The following is a 15,484-nucleotide window of genomic DNA, read 5'->3' as shown; positions in this document are numbered from 1 at the left end:
ATGCATGAGCGCAGCGCAAGAGATTGGATCTGGGTCGGGCTGCTGGGCTGTCTGCAGCTTCTTCCCATCTTCGCCATCTTCCTCAACTCCGTCGCCGTCGATTGGGCCGGCACGATCCTGCCGGACGGCTACACGCTCGCCCATGTCCAGAACATCCTCAAGGATCCGCGCTTCCTGCAGTCGATCCAGAATTCGCTCATCGTCGGCTTCGGTTCGCTCCTGGTGACGCCGTTCATCGTGGTCCCGGCGATCCTGGTGGCGCATTGTTATTTTCCGACGTTGGACAAGTATCTGGCGGCGCTGGTGATCCTACCCTATGCGGTGCCGGGCATCGTGCTGGCGCTGGGCCTTCTGCGGATCTATTCCGGCAATTACGGCATCGTGCTCAATGGCTCACCTTGGATCCTGATCTTCGGCTACATGCCGCTCGCCGCACCGCTTTATTATGTGCCGATCAAGAACAATTTACGCGCCTTGCGGGTGACCGAGCTCTTCGAAGCGGGACGGCTGCTCGGCGCCTCCGATGCCTTGATCCTGTGGCGGGTCGTTCTGCCTTGCGTGCGACAGGGGCTCATCATCGGGCTGGTGATGAACTTCACGCTGGCGATCAGCGACTTCGTCTATGCCAATCTGCTGGTCGGAGGCCATTTCCCGACACTGCAGATCTTCATGGGTGTCCTCAATGGCGGCAGCGGCCGCAAACTGAGCGTGCTCATCACCACCTATTTCGTCGTCATCTTTGTGGCGACGGCCATCGTCGTGTGGGTGACGTCGCGGAGAAGCGAAGCATGAGTTATGTCGAGATCCGGGAGCTCACCAAAAAATTCGACACGACCACCGTGTTCGAGAACATCAATCTCGACGTCGACGAGGGCAAAATCTGCGTGCTGGTCGGCCCCTCGGGCTGCGGCAAGACCACGCTGCTGCGCGCCGTGGCCGGTCTTACCCATCCCGACAGCGGGGTGATCAGGCTCGACCAGCGCGACGTGACGAAGGTCGAGGCCAAGAATCGCGGCGTGGGCATGGTGTTCCAGCATTATGCGCTCTTCCCGAATATGACGGTGGAGCAGAATCTCGCTTTCGGGCTCGAGCAGAAGAAGCTGCCCAGGCCGGAAATCAGGAAGAAGGTCGACGGCGTCATCGAGCTGATGGGCCTTGGGCCTCGAGCAAAGGCCAGGCCCGCGGCGCTGTCCGGCGGGCAGAAGCAGCGCGTGGCCTTGGCCCGCGCTTTGGTGCTCGAGCCCAAGCTGCTGCTTCTGGACGAGCCGCTCTCGGCGCTTGATGCGCAGATCCGCAAGCGCCTGCGGGACGAGTTGAAGCGGCTGCAGCATGATGTGGGCTTCACGGCGATCTTCGTCACCCATGACCAGGAAGAAGCGCTGATGCTGGGCGATCAGGTGGCGATCATGCAGGCGGGGCGCTTCGTGCAGATCGGCGCGCCGGCCGAGATCTATAACCGCCCGGCCAATCTGGCGGTCGCCAACTTCGTCGGCGACTTCAACATTTTCGATCCCGCGACGGTGGAGCGCCTGTTCGGTGTCGCCGCGCAGACTTCCTCATGGGCGGTGCGGCCGGAGGCGATCGACATTTCACCGGCGGATCGCAAGGCTTCGGCCAATGGCGGGGCCGTGGAGACAGAGGTCACGGTGATGGCCGTGCAGATATTGGGCGCCATGGTGAGGCACTATACCCGGGCGCAGGATGTCATGATCAAGGTCGATCTCCTGAACAAGCCGGACCAGCGCTTGTTCCAGATAGGCGAGAAGGCCCGTATATCCATCGCCAGGAACGCCATAGCCGAGATGAACGAATGACCTCTGCGACTTTCAAGCCCAATGTCCTTCTCATCTGCGCCGACCAATGGCGGAGCGACTGCATTTCAGGGTTAGGGCACCGGAATGTACGCACCCCTCATCTCGATGCGCTGATGAAGGAGGCGATGACCTTCCGCAACCATTTCGGCCAGTGCACGCCTTGCGGTCCCTCGCGCACCAGCCTACTGACCGGGCTCTATCTGATGAACCACCGCTCGGGGCGCAACGGGACGCCGCTCGACGGGCGGCATACGAATCTGGCGCTCGAGGCGCGCAAGCTCGGCTACGAGCCAGCGCTGTTCGGTTATACTGATACGTCGCCCGATCCACGCCGGCACCATCCGAACGATCCGGCGCTCACCGCCTATGATGAAGGCGTGCTGCCGGGCTTCATCACGCCCTTGCATCTGCCGGAAGATATGGGGCACTGGATCTCGGAATTGATCGCGCTGGGTTATGACTTGCCGAACGGGCGCGCCGATGCGTTCCGGCCGCGCCGCGGCTTCGTCAAGCCGCCGGATCGCGGCTTCCGCTTCATTCCCACCCAGCACAAGGCCGAGCACAGCGAGACCGCCTTTCTCACCGACGAATTCATCAAATGGCTGTCGATCCGGCGCACGCGGCCATGGTTCGCGCATCTGGTCTTCTTCCGGCCGCATCCGCCGATCATCGCGCCCGAACCTTATAATGGGAATGTGCACCCGAAGGACGTCGATTTCCCGCATCGTGCGGCAAGCCCGGAAGCGGAAGGGCGGCAGCATCCGCTGTTGGCGCATGAGATTTCAAACGTGGCCCGGCCTGACGCCTATGACGAGCACAATCCGCTCGATCTCGTGCGCGCCGCCGATCTCGAGATCCGCCAGATGCGGGCGACCTATTACGGTCTCATCGAGGAGACCGACCATCATCTCGGCCGCGTCATCGCCCACTTGAAGGAGAGCGGGCAATATGATCGCACGCTCATCATCGTGACGAGCGATCATGCCGAGATGCTGGGCGATCATTATGTGTGGGGCAAGGAGATCTATTTCGACGGCTCCTTCCATCTGCCGCTGGTGATCCGCGATCCACGCCCGGGAGCGAAAACGAGCCGGGGCAGCATGGTCGAGGCCTTCACCGAAGCCATCGACATCATGCCGACCATCCTCGACTGGCTGGGCGCCGATATTCCGCGCAGCTGCGACGGGCGCTCGCTCCTGCCGTTCCTCGAAGGGAAGACACCGGATCACTGGCGCGATGCGGTATTCTTCGAGCATGATTTCCGCAATGTGCGCAGCCAGCGGGTGGAGCAGGCTTTAGGAATCCCGTCGGATGAATGCTCTTACGCCGTGGTCCGCGACAACAAGTACAAATATGTGCATTTCGCCGCCCTGCCGCCGCTCCTCTTCGACGTCGTGAACGATCTGCACGAATTCACCAATTTGGCCGGGCGGCCCGAGCATCTGGGCACAGAGCTCCGCTATGCGCAGAAGCTCCTGTCATGGCGGCTCGTCAACCAGGAGCGGCTGCTCACCAACATGCATGTCGGTGAAGGCGGCGTGTTCGAACGAAAATAGTCCAGAGCTAGAAAGCGACGCCGAACCGCGCCGTGACTCCATTGTCGGCAACGCCGTCGCCGAAACGGCCTTGATAAGCGGCGCCGAAACTCACGCTGTCGGTGAGCGCCAGATCCAGGCCCGCCTCGAGAAGTGCCGTATCACGCGCCATCGGCACACCGCGAATGGTGAAATCGTCGCCGCCGGCAAAGGCAAAGCGGCTTTCGGACGCGATGTCGCCGAAGGCATGCTGCCAGCCGATGAGGCCCGAGAGGCGTGCCGCCATGTCGCCAAGCCCGAAGTGCGCTTCAGGCCGAAACCCCAGTGTCGTGGTGAGAGTGTCGGTGCTCTCCGATCTGGCCGCGAGCGCGGCGCTGCCGCCTGTCTCCTCGAAGCTTTCGGTATGGAGGTTCACATAGGCCGCCTGAAGGAAAGGCGTCAGCGTCAGGCCGGCGAGTTCTGTATCATAGGCGATTTCGCCGAAGACCTGCGCGGCACCGGCGCCATAATCGGCTTCGAGCTCCTGATCGACTGGATTGGTGATGCTGCGCCGGGTCTCGATGTCGTTCCAGCTGTAAGCGGCGCCGGTTTGGAAGGCGATGCCTTGCCACTGGGTGCCGCCATAGAGACCGATATGATAACCGTCGGCACTGCCGGTGGAGTTGCGGCCATCGGCATCGAAGCGCGTCCGGCTGTAGCCGCCCAGGAGACCCAGCCGCCAGTTGCCCACTTCCGTATCGGCGCCGACGAGGCTCCCGCCCACCGAACGATCGAGCGTTGCCGCATTGCCGTCATCGTCCCAATCTCCCCAGGAGCCGAAGCCCGACATCCAGAAGCCGGAAGAGGGCCCGGCGACGCTGAGATCGGCCACGGGCTCGATCCTGCCCTCGGCGGTCAGGGCGGCAACATCCGGGGTGCGATCGCCTTTGAGCGCCTGCAGGCGGCCCATGACAGCCTGGCGCAGAAAGCGGCTGTCTTCGCTGAGCAGGGTCTTGGCTGAGCTATGGATCTCACCCGACAGCTGGTCGAAGGCGTCCGCGGCATCCGCATCGGTAAGCAGCAGGATGGCGTCATAAAGCTCATGGCCGAAGCCCACACTTTCGGCGCCATTGGCCGTGGCGATCTGATTGCGCGACGAGGCCTTGTCGGCGAAGTCGATGTCATTGCGCAGCAGCGTCAGCTGCACGTCATTGCCGACATAAAGGAGATCGGGCGTCAGAAAGGCGAAATCCGAGGTCACGCCGCCGAATGTGCCGGCGAGCCCGCCATCGGCGGTGAGGATCGTATAGGTCGAGAAGGGCTTGTAGGCGCCGTCCGCTCCGATATGGACGACGGAACCACCGGAGAGTGTCGCCGTGCCGGTGACATGGATGAGACTGCTGTCGGTCGAAGCGGGATCAGCCTCGACCTCGTAGCGGGCGCCGCTATTGAAGGTGAGGTTACCGCTGACGGTAAGCGTGGTGGCGGGGCCGCCAGCCCGGATCGCCGCGCCGGAATTGAGCGCGGTGGCGCCGACCGTACCTTTGCCCATGAGGGTCGCGCCGTCCTCGACGGTGACGGCGGAAGCCGCGATCGACCCGTCGACGGCCAGAATGCCGCCGGTCACCGTCGTCGCGCCGGTATAGGTGCTGGTGCCGGTGAGAGTGAGCTTTCCGGCGCCCGCCTTGGTCAGAGCGAGCGTGCCGTCGCCGCCATCCTCGATCACGCCCTTGAACAGTGAATCCCCCAGCTCGGACGTATCGACGGTGAGCGTGGCATCGTCCTCGCCGCCGTTTCTGATCGTGCCGGTGCCCAAGAACATGTTGGAGAGCTTGCCGACTTTGGTGCTGTAGCCGTTGAGGACCAGGGCGCTGCCGGTCGAGCCGAACTGGATCTCGGTCTCGTTGCTGAGGGCATTGGTGGCGCCGATCTGTATATCGGCGCTGCCCGACAGCATCACGACGATGTCGCCGAGCGCGCCGGTCGCCGTGGCGTTGAGCGTGCTTGTGCCTTGGAAGGCCTGCATGCCGCCACTCACGGCATTGGCGACAGATGCGTTGAGTGTGCTGTCGCCACTGAAGATCTGTACGCCGCCGCTCACCGCATTCGCGGCTCTGGCATCAAGCATGCTGTCGTCATTGAAGAACTGCATGCCGCCGCTGACCGCGTTGGCGACCGAGGCATCGAGCTTGCTGCTGTCATTGAAATATTGCTCGCCGCCATTGAGGGCATTGGCGGCCGACGCCTCCAGCGAGCTGCTGTCATAGAAGTATTGGCTGCCGCCGGTGATGGCGTTGCCGACGGATGCCTTGAGGATGCTGCTGTCGTAGAAGTCCGGAAAATTGGCGGCCGTCAGAGCGTCCGCCGCGAGAGCGTTGAAGATGCTGTTGTCGTGGAATTGCTGAATTCCCCCGCTGATCGCGTTGGAGGCGGTCACATTGAGGGTGGCGTCATCGTTGAATATCTGCCGTCCGCCGCTGAGCGCGCCGGCGATAGAGGCGTTGAGCACACTGCTGTCATTGAGATTCTGCTGTCCGCCGCTCGCCGCATTGGCCGCATTGGCGTTGAACTTGCTGCTGTCCCAGAAGTTCTGACTGCCGCTGGTGAAGGGGCCGGAAGTCTCCTGGGTACCGGTGAAGGTCTGTGCCGAGGCGCTGCCGGGCGACAGGAGCAGGAGTGCTGTGACGGCGGTCGAGGCGAACAGGGGCCACCGTGCCTGATCACCTGTTTTTGAAGCGCGACGCTTGCACGTCACGCTGGAATTTCCCGCCGCCATATCGACCCCCAGGTTGAAAGATGTTATGAATCAACAGCTTCGCTGCGGAAAGCGCCATGGCATGGCGTCTCAAAGCGTGGTCAAGACGTCTCAAAGGGGGCTCGCTCAACGTAAACTCATGTCCGCTTCATTTGCTGAATTCACCACTGATGATGTGCCGGCGCGCGAGCGTGGCGATTATTGGGGCCGCCAGGTTCTCCAGCGCATGACGATCGCCAGATCCGTGCGCGATCAGAGTTTTGCCGCGCGGCTGCGCCGCTTGCGGGGACCGGAGGGTGAGTTCTGGGACCATTTTTCGGACGAGCTGCCGGTCGCGCGCGATGGTGCACGCTGCCGTCGCGATGGCGGTGATGAGATTTATGTCGGCATGCTGCTCGACGGGCATTCCGATGTCAGCCAGGCCGGCCGTGATCAGCGGCTCGGTCCGGGGCGTCTTTATGTCGTCGACATGAGCCGACCGGTCCGGGCGCATTGGGCGCGGCATCGCGAGGTCGCGATCGTGCTCAGACGCAAGCAGGTGGCGGCATGCCTCGGCGGACCGCTCGATGACCTGGCCGGTCTCGTGCTGCCGCGCCAGGGCATGACGGAGTTGCTCGCCTCGCATCTGCGCCTTCTGGCGCTGGGGCTTCCGGCGCTGACGGCTCAGGAGCGCAATGTGGCCCTCGCGACGGCGGTCGCCATGACCTGTTCGGCTTTGCGGTCCGGCATCGAGGCGGAAGACACGCCCGAAGGACTCAAGGCCGCGGTACGTCTCGTCATTCAACGCCGTTATGCCGATCCGGGACTTTCTCCCAGCCAGATCGCGGCGACGCTCGGCTACTCACGCGCGCAGCTCTATCGTGCTTTCGCGGATGAGACAATCTCGATCGCCGGCCTGATCCGCGAGACGCGCCTCGCGCAGGCCCGCGAAATGCTGATTCACACAGCGCCCGCGCCCGAGACGGTCACCCGGATCGCCGAGCTTTGCGGCTTCCTCGACCCGTCGAATTTCAGCCGCATGTTCAAGGCGCGTTTCGGCATCAGGCCACAGCAATTGCGCGACGAGATTACGGCCTCAGTCTCTGGAAGCGCTCGGCTAGGAAGTCGATGAAGACCCGGACTTTGGCAGCGAGGAAGCGGGTCGGCGGATAGATGGCATAAAGCGTGATCGGCTTCGGCTCGAATCCGTCGAGCAGCGTCACCAGCGTGCCTTTCTGCACTTCATCGCGCACCAGGAAGGCCGGGATCATCGCGATGCCGAGGCCCGCAACCGCGGCCACCCGCAGCGCGTCGCCATTGTTGGAGCAGAGGCGGTAGCGAATCGCGACCGATTGCTCGGTGCCACCCCGCAAGGACCATTCGGGATTGGCGGCGGGGCGGCCGTAATGCAGCGCCCAATGCGATTTGAGATCCTTGGGCTCACGCGGCCGGCCGTGTTTCTCTAGATAGGAAGGCGCAGCATAGAGGCCCATTTCGACCAGCGCCAGCTTGCGCGCGGCGAGGCTCGAATCCTCCAGCTCGCCGATGCGCAAGGTCACGTCGAAACCCTCCTCATAAGGGTCGACGAAGCGGTCATTGAGGATGAGCGCCACCTGGAGGTCGGGATAGCGGGTCATGAAATCGGCCACCGCCGGGGCGGTATGGCTGACGCCGAAGGACATCGGCGCATTGATCTTGAGCAGGCCCTTGGGCTCGTTCTGCAACGCCGCCACCGCCCGGTCGGCCTCGTCGAGATCGGCGAGGAGGGCCCGGCAGCGCTCAAGATAGGCATAACCCGAGTCGGTCAGCTTCACGCTGCGGGTTGAGCGCTTGAGCAGCTGAGCGCCCAGCGCTTCCTCCAGGGCCGAGATCTGCCGACTGGCCGCTGATTTCGACAGGCCGAGCTCCTGGGCGGCGGCAGAAAAGCCGCCTTCCTCCGCCACCGAGACGAAAACCCTGATTGCTGCAAGCTTGTCCATATTGTTGCGTTTGTATCAACAATTAATTCCAAAGTGAATAGATTGTTCTATTTCGCGCCGTGAATATCTTGGTTTGCATCACTTTACGGAGACCGGACCATGATCATCCATCGCAAAGCCAATGAACGGGGCCATGCCGATTTCGGCTGGCTCGATAGCCACCACAGCTTCTCCTTCGGCCAGTATTACGACCCCAAGCATTTGGGCTTCGGGGCGCTGCGCGTTATCAATGACGACCGCGTCGCCGCGGGCGGTGGCTTCGATACCCATGGCCATAAGGACATGGAGATCGTCTCCTATGTGCTGGAGGGCGCCCTGGCGCACCGGGATTCCCTCGGCAGCGGCTCGGTGATCCGCCCGGGCGATGTGCAGGTCATGTCGGCTGGAACCGGCATCCGCCATTCGGAATTCAATGCGTCCAAGGCCGATCCCGTCCATTTCCTCCAGATCTGGATCATTCCGGAGAAGCAGGGGCTGAAGCCCAACTATGCCGAGAAGCATTTCCCGGAAGCGGAGCGCCTGGGCCAGCTGCGCCTGATCGCTTCGCCCGATGGCCGCGACGGTTCGCTCACCATCCGTCAGGACGCGTCGATCCGTGCCGCGGTGCTCGACGCCGGGACCGAGCTGACCCATCCCCTAGCGGAAGGTCGGCGCTACTGGCTCCAGGTCGCCAAAGGCGCGCTTGACGTGAATGGCAAGACTGTCCTGGAAGGAGACGGGCTCGCCATCGTAAAGGAAACGAGCCTCACCCTCAGGGCCACCTCCCGGTCCGAGATTCTGATTTTCGATCTGCAATAGGAGACCATGGTATGAAGATCCTCGCCATCAGCGGCGCGCTCCGCAAGGACAGCCATAACACTCAGCTCCTCCGCGCGGTGCGCGAGCTGGCGCCCAAGGGCATGGAGATCGAGATCGTCACCTTGCACGGCATCCCGCTCTATGATGGCGATGAGGAAGACAAGCATGGCGTGCCTGAGAGTGTGAAAGCGCTCCAGGCCCGCGTGCGCGCCGCCGACGGCATCATCATCTCGACGCCCGAATACAACTTCTCCATTGCCGGCGTGCTGAAGAACGGTCTCGACTGGCTGTCGCGATCGGGCAATCCGTTCAAATGGAAACGGGTCGGCGTGATGGGTGCGTCGGGCGGCCCGGTCGGCACGGCGCGGGCGCAATATCACCTGCGCCAGAATCTCGTCGGCCTCGAGGCGATCACCATGCCGAAGCCGGAAATCTTCGTCGGCAACGCCGACACGAAGTTCTCCGGAGGCAAGCTCACCGACGAGGAGACGAAGAAGGTGATCCAGACCTGGCTCGCCGCCTTCCAGGAATTTGTAACGAAGGCCTGAAGCACCCTCATCTGATATTTGCGTAAACCTGCGTCAGATTTCGATCTGACGCGAAATTGTTTGCCGGCAAGCGCGATGCTTCAATGCTGCCAGCTATCGCAACAGGCTTACGGAGACATGATGTCCGCCTCTAACAACAAGACCAGGGACCTGGCCTTCGCCGATGATTTCATCCAGGCGGTGCTGGTCGACAACCCGCGCGACTACAAGGTCGAGGACGGCATCGTCGTCAATCTTTCAGCGAAGCCGATGATCACCACGGGTGGCAAGGTGGCGGCGATCGTGCCGGCCTGGAAATCGACCATCCTGCGCGGAGCGACCATCGTCGAGGCCGAGCGCGCTGCGATCCTCAAGATGCGCAAGCTGACCAATCTCGGCGGCGTGGTTTTCCGCGGCTGGGACTGGCTCGGCAACCGCATCAAGAGCTTTCCGCGCGACACGCCGCTCTACATCTCGGCGCAGGACACGGTGGGCGAGGTGACGACCGATCCCCTCGCTTTCACCAATGAGAAGCCCACCGGAACCGCGGCCCAACGCTTCACCTTGAAGCTTAACCTCTGGTGGTCGCCCGGCACGACCGACTGCTTCATCCACAATGAGCATCCCTTCCTCGAAGTGCACACCCAGATTCATGGTCTCGGCCGCATGCAGAAATTCCACGAGCGGCGCGAAGAGACACTCTACGAAGATGTGCTGATGCCGGTCGGCTACACGCATGATCCGTTCTGCCGTGTCGCCGGGCCGAACCAATGGGAATATCCCTGGCATCGTTATTACGCGGATACGGATTCGGTCTGGCTCGCGATCGAGCTGCATCCGGTTGGGTAGTACGCCAGCTCTCTCTGACTTTCCCCTTCTCCCGCGCGGCACGCGTGGGAGAAGGTGGCCGACAGGCCGGATGAGGGCTCTTCTTTGAGGTCGTAAAGGTCTGAAGCAAGAGCCCTCACCCGCCCTTCGGGCACCCTCTCCCATTGCTTCGCAACGGGAGAGGGGGAATGTTGGCGAGAGTGAGTAAGGCGTAGCTCTATTCCGGCACCTTGATCTCGACGCTCTTGCGCGTTTTCACCGCGCGCGCCACGGCCTCAGCACCGGCGAGAGATGCGAGCCCGTCGCGGCCCGTTGCGCGCGGCTCGCCGCGGCCTTCGATCGCCGCGAGGAACTGCTCCACTGTGTCGGCATAGATGTCATTGGCGCGCAGCGGGATCGCTTCATTGCGTCCGCGCAAGCGCCGGACGAGCGTGCCGGTCGATCTCTGCGCCAGCGTGCCGGATGCGATGAGGATGCCTTCCGAGCCATAGGCCATGACCTGGCTTTCGACATCCGGCGTCACGAAACTCTCATTCACCTGCACGAACGCGCCACCGCTCATGCGCAACGCATACATCGTATGGTCATGTGCCGACGCATCGCCGAGTGCCAGCGCATCGCCGATGCCGATCGCGGTCCGGGGCTGCTGCTGCAGCAGGAAGCTCGCGAGATCGATGTCGTGGACGCTGAGATCGAGATAGATGGCGCCTTCATCCGGATCCTTGATGCGCCAGGTCTGCAGCACCGGCCGCAGCAGCCCGGCATGGATGATGATGAGGGAACGCACCTCGCCGATATCGCCGGCGGCGATCATCCGCCGCATCGTCTGATGCACCGGTGACGAACGGAAATGATGATTGACCGCCAGCACCACACCGGCCTTGTCGCAGGCCTTGACCATCTTGAGCGCATCGGCGGCGCGCGTGGCGAGCGGCTTGTCGCAAAGAATATGCTTGCCGGCCTGTGCCGCCTTGATCACTTGCGGCCGGTGCAGCGAATTGATCGAGCTGACATAGACGGCCTTCACCCTCTCATCCGCCAGCATGCCGGCGAGTTCGGCGCTGTGCTGCGGAATGCCAAGCTCATGGGCGAAGCCGGCCCGATGTGTATCGTCGCGGCTCATCAGCCAGAGCGGCTCGCCGCCGGTGCGTCGGATGGCATCGACCATATATTCACGCGCGATCGTGCTGGCCCCGATCACGCCCCAGCCGATTGCAGGGGCGTCTGCCGCCTTCGTCGCGTCCACAACGTCCCCCGTAAATTCGTGCTTCACCGGATCTGTACCCATTGCCGAAGTTTCGAGGATTCGAGGCAGGCATCGACGATCTGCACGATGTGATGACCGTTTTCGAAAGTCGGCCACATCGCTTCGCCCGTCGCGATCGAGCGCACCACCTCGGCCACCTCGATCATCTTCGACTCGTTATAGCCCAAAGCGAAATTTGGGATCGGCAGGAAGGCGGCGTAATTGGCGTTCTCCGGTCCCACATCGATCTCCCGGTAACCCTGGCGGCCGAGCCTGTCGGCGCTGGAGTAGAAGCGCAGCCGGTTCACTTCATCGTAATTGTAAACCAGGCTGCCTTTGGTGCCGTAGATCTCATAGGTCTGCAGGAATTTGCGCCCCGTCGCCACGCGACTGAAATCGATGAGGCCCATGGCGCCATTCTCGAAATGACAGATGAGATTGGCGGCATCGGGATTGGTCACTTCCGCCATCGGCTCGTTGCCGGTGAGCTCGGCGCCTTTGCCATAGTTGAAGCCGCTGACCACCGGGCGCTTCGCCGTCACCACCCTGCAATCGGCGATGAGCTCGGAGACCCGGCCGACGAGACGCTCCATGAAGCTGAAGACATGCGAACCGGTGTCGCCGACGATGCCGGTGGGCGCCAGCTTGCCGTCGGCCCGCCACATGAAGGGTGCGTTCGGATCACCCAGCACATCGACATGCTGCGAGGCCTTGAACATCTTGATCTCACCGATCTCGCCCCCATCGATGATGCTCTTGGCCACATCGTGAATGGGATTGCGCGGAAAGGCGTGGCCGACCCGGGTGATGCGGCCCCGGGCCTTGGCGAGGTCGGCGAGCTCGCGCGCTTCCGGCGCCGTATTGGTCAGCGGCTTTTCGCAATAGACATGTTTGCCGGCCAGAAGCGCGGCCTTCGCCACTTCATAGTGAAGCTGGTCGGGCAGGCAGATATCGACGAGATCGACGGACGGATCTGCGAGTGCGTCGCGCCAGTCGGTCGAGCTTCGGGCAGCTGGAATGATCGCGGCCGCCTTGGCGAGGCCTTTGGGGTCGCCGTCGACCAGCCAGGCGATCTCGGCGGTGCCGTTGTCGGAACCGAAGAGAAACGGGATGTTCTGATAGGCCATGCTGTGGACCTTGCCCATCCAGCCGCAGGCGCCCAGTACCGCCACTCTCGTCTCTTTCATGTCGTGCTCCTGCTGCCGCTGGCGCGGTCGATCTCGCTGCGAAGATGGTCGGCGGCGCGCATGGTGACGGCCGCGATGGTGAGCGCTGGATTGACCGCCGCCGAGGTCGGCAGCACGCTCGCATCCATAATGTGAAGATTGTGAACGTCATGAGCCCGGCACCAGGGATCGACCACCGAGGTTGCCGGGTTCGTTCCCATGCGGGCGGTGCCGCATTGATGTGATGGCGTGCGCCGGTCGAAGGCGCGGGCGAGCACGATCGGGAAGCCCGCCGCACGAAACACTTCGCGGCTGCGCTCGACCAGTGCCGCATGGCCCTTCATGTTGGAGCGCTGCCAGTCGAGGACGATCCGGTCGTCCTTCAGCATCACGCGGCTCTCCGGGTTCGGCAGATCCTCGCTCATGACATACCAGTCGAAACTGTAGCTGGCGAGCAGCCGGGTCGCGAATTCCGGCACCGACGGCAGATTGGCCTTGAAGATCGGGCCGGTGATCTTGCCGAGCGCCTGCACATTGCCGAGCGGGAAGCCGGTCTTCGGGTCCTTCAGATAGAAATCGTTGAAGCCGAAAGTCTTTTGATGGATCGAGCGGTTGCGCAAGCGCGGATCGAGTGTGATCATCGCCGTGCAATTGTGGTTCATGAAATTGCGGCCGAGCTGGTCTGAGCCATTGGCGAGGCCATTCGAGCGCAGAAGCAAGGCGGTCGAATTCACCGCGCCCGCCGCCAGGATGAAGTGCTTGGCTTTGACCTTCGTCACGCGATCGCCCAGCCGGACACTGGCGGCATCGATCGACTTGCCGTCGGGCGCCGCCTCGAAGCGCAGGACCTGTGCGCCGGTGAGAAGCTTCACATTGTCATGCGCCAGCGCCCGGTGCAGCGGTCCGGTCTCGGCGTCGATCTTGCCGGTGAACGTATCGGGGAAGGCGTCCCACGGCGTCTTCGCCCGGGCGAGCCAGGCCTCGATGTCGATGGCGATCGGCAGCGAGCTGGCATTGATGCCCTGGCGTTTGAGCCTGTCGCGTACCACGGCGAGCGACGGCTCATCGGCGACCGCCGGATACGGATAGGGCGACGAATGACGGGGCTCCGTCGGATCATCGCCGATGGCGCCACGCACCTGATAGAGCTGTTCGGCTTTGCTGTACCAGGGCTCGATCTCGTCATAGGAGAAAGGCCAGCCGGGTGTTGAGCCTTCCATATGCTCCATCGCGCTGAAATCTTGTGCGCGATAGCGATAGAGGATAGCGCCGTAATATTTCGAATTGCCGCCGACATTGTAGTAGTTGTTGGGGCTGAAGGCCTCGCCCTTGGCGTCGAGCCATTGCTCCTTGGGACGGAAGAAACCTTTCTGAAAGATGGCGCGGTCGTCGCGCGTCTCGGGGCTGTCCGTGATCCGCTCGCCGCGCTCGAGAATGAGGATCTTGGCGCCCGTCGGCGCCAGCATAAAGGCCGCCGTGGCCCCGCCGATGCCGGAGCCGATGATCACGATATCGGCGGTGATATTCTCCATCACACCGCTTCGACCGCCTGGGCATAGCCGACATTGCGCTGGCCATGGCGCCGGACGCGCACATTGGCCTGCTCGGCATGGCCGGAGAAGCCTTCCATCATGCAGAGTCTGGAGCAATATTCGCCGATCGACGCCGAAGCCGCATCGGTGAGGATCTTCTGATAGGTGCAGGTTTTCAGGAACTTGCCGACCCACAGGCCGCCGGTATAACGCGCCGCCCGTTTGGTCGGCAGCGTGTGATTGGTGCCGATGACCTTATCGCCATAAGCGACGGTGGTGCGGGCGCCTAAGAACAAGGCGCCGTAATTGACGAGATGCTCCAGGAAATAATCGGGATCGGCGGTCATCACCTGCACATGCTCGGAGGCGATGAGATTGGCCTCGGCCAGCATCTCGTCCAGCGTGTCGCACAGGATGATCTCGCCGCAATCTTCCCAGGCTTTGCCGGCGATCTTCGCGGTCGGAAGAATGGCGAGCAGCCGGTCGATCTCGGCAAGGGTTTCACGCGCCAGCTTCTCGGAATTGGTGATGAGCACGGCCGGCGAGTTCACGCCATGCTCGGCCTGGCCGAGAAGATCAGTGGCGCAGAGCTCGGCGTCGCTCGTGTCGTCGGCGATGATCAATGTTTCGGTCGGGCCGGCGAAGAGATCGATGCCGACCTGGCCGAAGAGCAGGCGTTTGGCTTCGGCGACATAGGCATTGCCGGGACCGGCGATCATGTCGACCGGCTGGATGCTCTCGGTGCCATAGGCCATGGCGGCGATCGCTTGCACGCCGCCGAGACAATAGATCTCATCGGCGCCGGCGAGATGCTGGGCGGCGACGATCAGCGATGCCGGCTCACCCTTGAAAGGCGGCGCGGCGGTGATGACGCGGTCGCAGCCCGCGACCTTGGCGGTCAGGACCGACATATGGGCGGAAGCGAGAAGGGGATATTGCCCGCCCGGCACATAGCAGCCGACATTGCTGATCGGGATATTGCGATGGCCGAGGATGACGCCCGGCAGCGTCTCGACTTCGATGTCGAGCAGCGCATTTTTCTGGGCGATGGCGAAATTGCGCACCTGCGTTTGCGCGAATTCCATGTCGTCGCGCTCGCGCACCGTCATGCGGTCGAGACAGGCCTGAATCTCGGCCTTGCTGAGAAGATACGACTTGCGGTCGAGGCCGTCGAATTTAACGGCGAGCTCACGCACTGCCGCATCGCCGCGCGTCTCGACATCGGCGAGCAGCGCCTCGACCGTTTCGGTGAGGCGGCGATCCTTGGAGATCGCCGCCACCGGCTTTGCCGCTTTGACACGTCTGATCATCGGTAAACCTGTAAAAGACTAAGGGTTAGGCGTGCC

General features: G+C 62.7%; 13 protein-coding genes. 7 read left to right on the top strand and 6 right to left on the bottom strand.

Annotation, left to right across the window (positions count from 1 at the left end):
- Genes JHL16_RS30810 through JHL16_RS30800 form a run of 3 tightly spaced genes read left to right on the top strand, consistent with a single transcriptional unit; the run spans position 1 to position 3,370 of the window.
- Positions 1-792 (top strand): ABC transporter permease, encoded by a 792-nt coding sequence (locus JHL16_RS30810; protein WP_200188692.1) that lies wholly within the window; start codon positions 1-3, stop codon positions 790-792.
- Complete coding sequence (locus JHL16_RS30805; protein ID WP_200188691.1) at positions 789-1,814, top strand: ABC transporter ATP-binding protein; 1,026 nt, start codon at positions 789-791, stop codon at positions 1,812-1,814. Before JHL16_RS30810 ends, JHL16_RS30805 begins: the two co-directional genes overlap by 4 nt.
- Positions 1,811-3,370: an alkaline phosphatase family protein gene (locus JHL16_RS30800; protein WP_200188690.1), complete on the top strand. Its 1,560-nt coding sequence runs from the start codon at positions 1,811-1,813 to the stop codon at positions 3,368-3,370. The genes JHL16_RS30805 and JHL16_RS30800 overlap by 4 nt, the downstream gene beginning before the upstream one ends.
- 7 nt (positions 3,371-3,377) lie before the next feature.
- On the opposite strand, the gene JHL16_RS30795 is transcribed toward JHL16_RS30800, so the two are convergent.
- Complete coding sequence (locus JHL16_RS30795; RefSeq protein WP_348647301.1) at positions 3,378-6,083, bottom strand: autotransporter family protein; 2,706 nt, start codon at positions 6,081-6,083, stop codon at positions 3,378-3,380.
- A gap of 139 nt (positions 6,084-6,222) precedes the next feature.
- On the opposite strand from JHL16_RS30795, the gene JHL16_RS30790 reads away from it, so the two are divergent.
- Positions 6,223-7,194, top strand: coding sequence for a helix-turn-helix domain-containing protein (locus JHL16_RS30790; protein ID WP_200188689.1), 972 nt, complete (start codon positions 6,223-6,225; stop codon positions 7,192-7,194).
- Here the strand turns inward: JHL16_RS30790 and JHL16_RS30785 are convergent.
- Positions 7,151-8,041 (bottom strand): LysR family transcriptional regulator, encoded by an 891-nt coding sequence (locus JHL16_RS30785; protein WP_200188688.1) that lies wholly within the window; start codon positions 8,039-8,041, stop codon positions 7,151-7,153. The genes JHL16_RS30790 and JHL16_RS30785 overlap by 44 nt on opposite strands.
- Before the next feature lie 99 nt (positions 8,042-8,140).
- Between JHL16_RS30785 and JHL16_RS30780 the strand changes: the two genes are divergently transcribed.
- The 3 genes from JHL16_RS30780 to JHL16_RS30770 all read left to right on the top strand — a co-directional run bounded on the left by JHL16_RS30780 (position 8,141) and on the right by JHL16_RS30770 (position 10,215).
- Complete coding sequence (locus JHL16_RS30780; RefSeq protein ID WP_200188687.1) at positions 8,141-8,839, top strand: pirin family protein; 699 nt, start codon at positions 8,141-8,143, stop codon at positions 8,837-8,839.
- Positions 8,840-8,850: 11 nt separating this feature from the next.
- A complete protein-coding gene (locus JHL16_RS30775; protein ID WP_200188686.1) occupies positions 8,851-9,387 on the top strand; it encodes an NADPH-dependent FMN reductase in 537 nt (178 codons plus the stop codon).
- 117 nt (positions 9,388-9,504) lie between these two features.
- Positions 9,505-10,215 carry a hypothetical protein gene (locus JHL16_RS30770; RefSeq protein WP_246771217.1) on the top strand — a complete coding sequence of 237 codons (711 nt, stop codon included), beginning with the start codon at positions 9,505-9,507 and terminating at the stop codon, positions 10,213-10,215.
- A gap of 196 nt (positions 10,216-10,411) precedes the next feature.
- Here the strand turns inward: JHL16_RS30770 and JHL16_RS30765 are convergent, their stop codons facing one another.
- Genes JHL16_RS30765 through hisD form a run of 4 tightly spaced genes read right to left on the bottom strand, consistent with a single transcriptional unit; the run spans position 10,412 to position 15,448 of the window.
- Positions 10,412-11,440: a Gfo/Idh/MocA family oxidoreductase gene (locus JHL16_RS30765; RefSeq protein WP_200188685.1), complete on the bottom strand. Its 1,029-nt coding sequence runs from the start codon at positions 11,438-11,440 to the stop codon at positions 10,412-10,414.
- Positions 11,441-11,463: 23 nt separating this feature from the next.
- On the bottom strand, positions 11,464-12,627 hold the full coding sequence (locus JHL16_RS30760) for a Gfo/Idh/MocA family protein (RefSeq protein ID WP_200188684.1): 1,164 nt from the start codon (positions 12,625-12,627) through the stop codon (positions 11,464-11,466).
- Positions 12,624-14,138, bottom strand: a complete 1,515-nt coding sequence (locus JHL16_RS30755) for a GMC oxidoreductase (protein WP_200188683.1) — start codon at positions 14,136-14,138, stop codon at positions 12,624-12,626. The genes JHL16_RS30760 and JHL16_RS30755 overlap by 4 nt, the downstream gene beginning before the upstream one ends.
- The gene (hisD, locus tag JHL16_RS30750) at positions 14,138-15,448 is read right to left on the bottom strand and encodes a histidinol dehydrogenase (protein ID WP_200188682.1); all 1,311 of its coding nucleotides are present in this window, start codon (positions 15,446-15,448) and stop codon (positions 14,138-14,140) included. The genes JHL16_RS30755 and hisD overlap by 1 nt, the downstream gene beginning before the upstream one ends.
- Positions 15,449-15,484: the final 36 nt, after the last annotated feature.

Origin of the sequence: Taklimakanibacter albus, assembly GCF_016595235.1 — a bacterium.
Lineage (GTDB): Bacteria > Pseudomonadota > Alphaproteobacteria > Rhizobiales > Aestuariivirgaceae > Taklimakanibacter > Taklimakanibacter albus.
The sequence above is the reverse complement of the archived record's forward strand: the minus strand, read 5'-3'. Positions and strand labels throughout refer to the sequence as shown.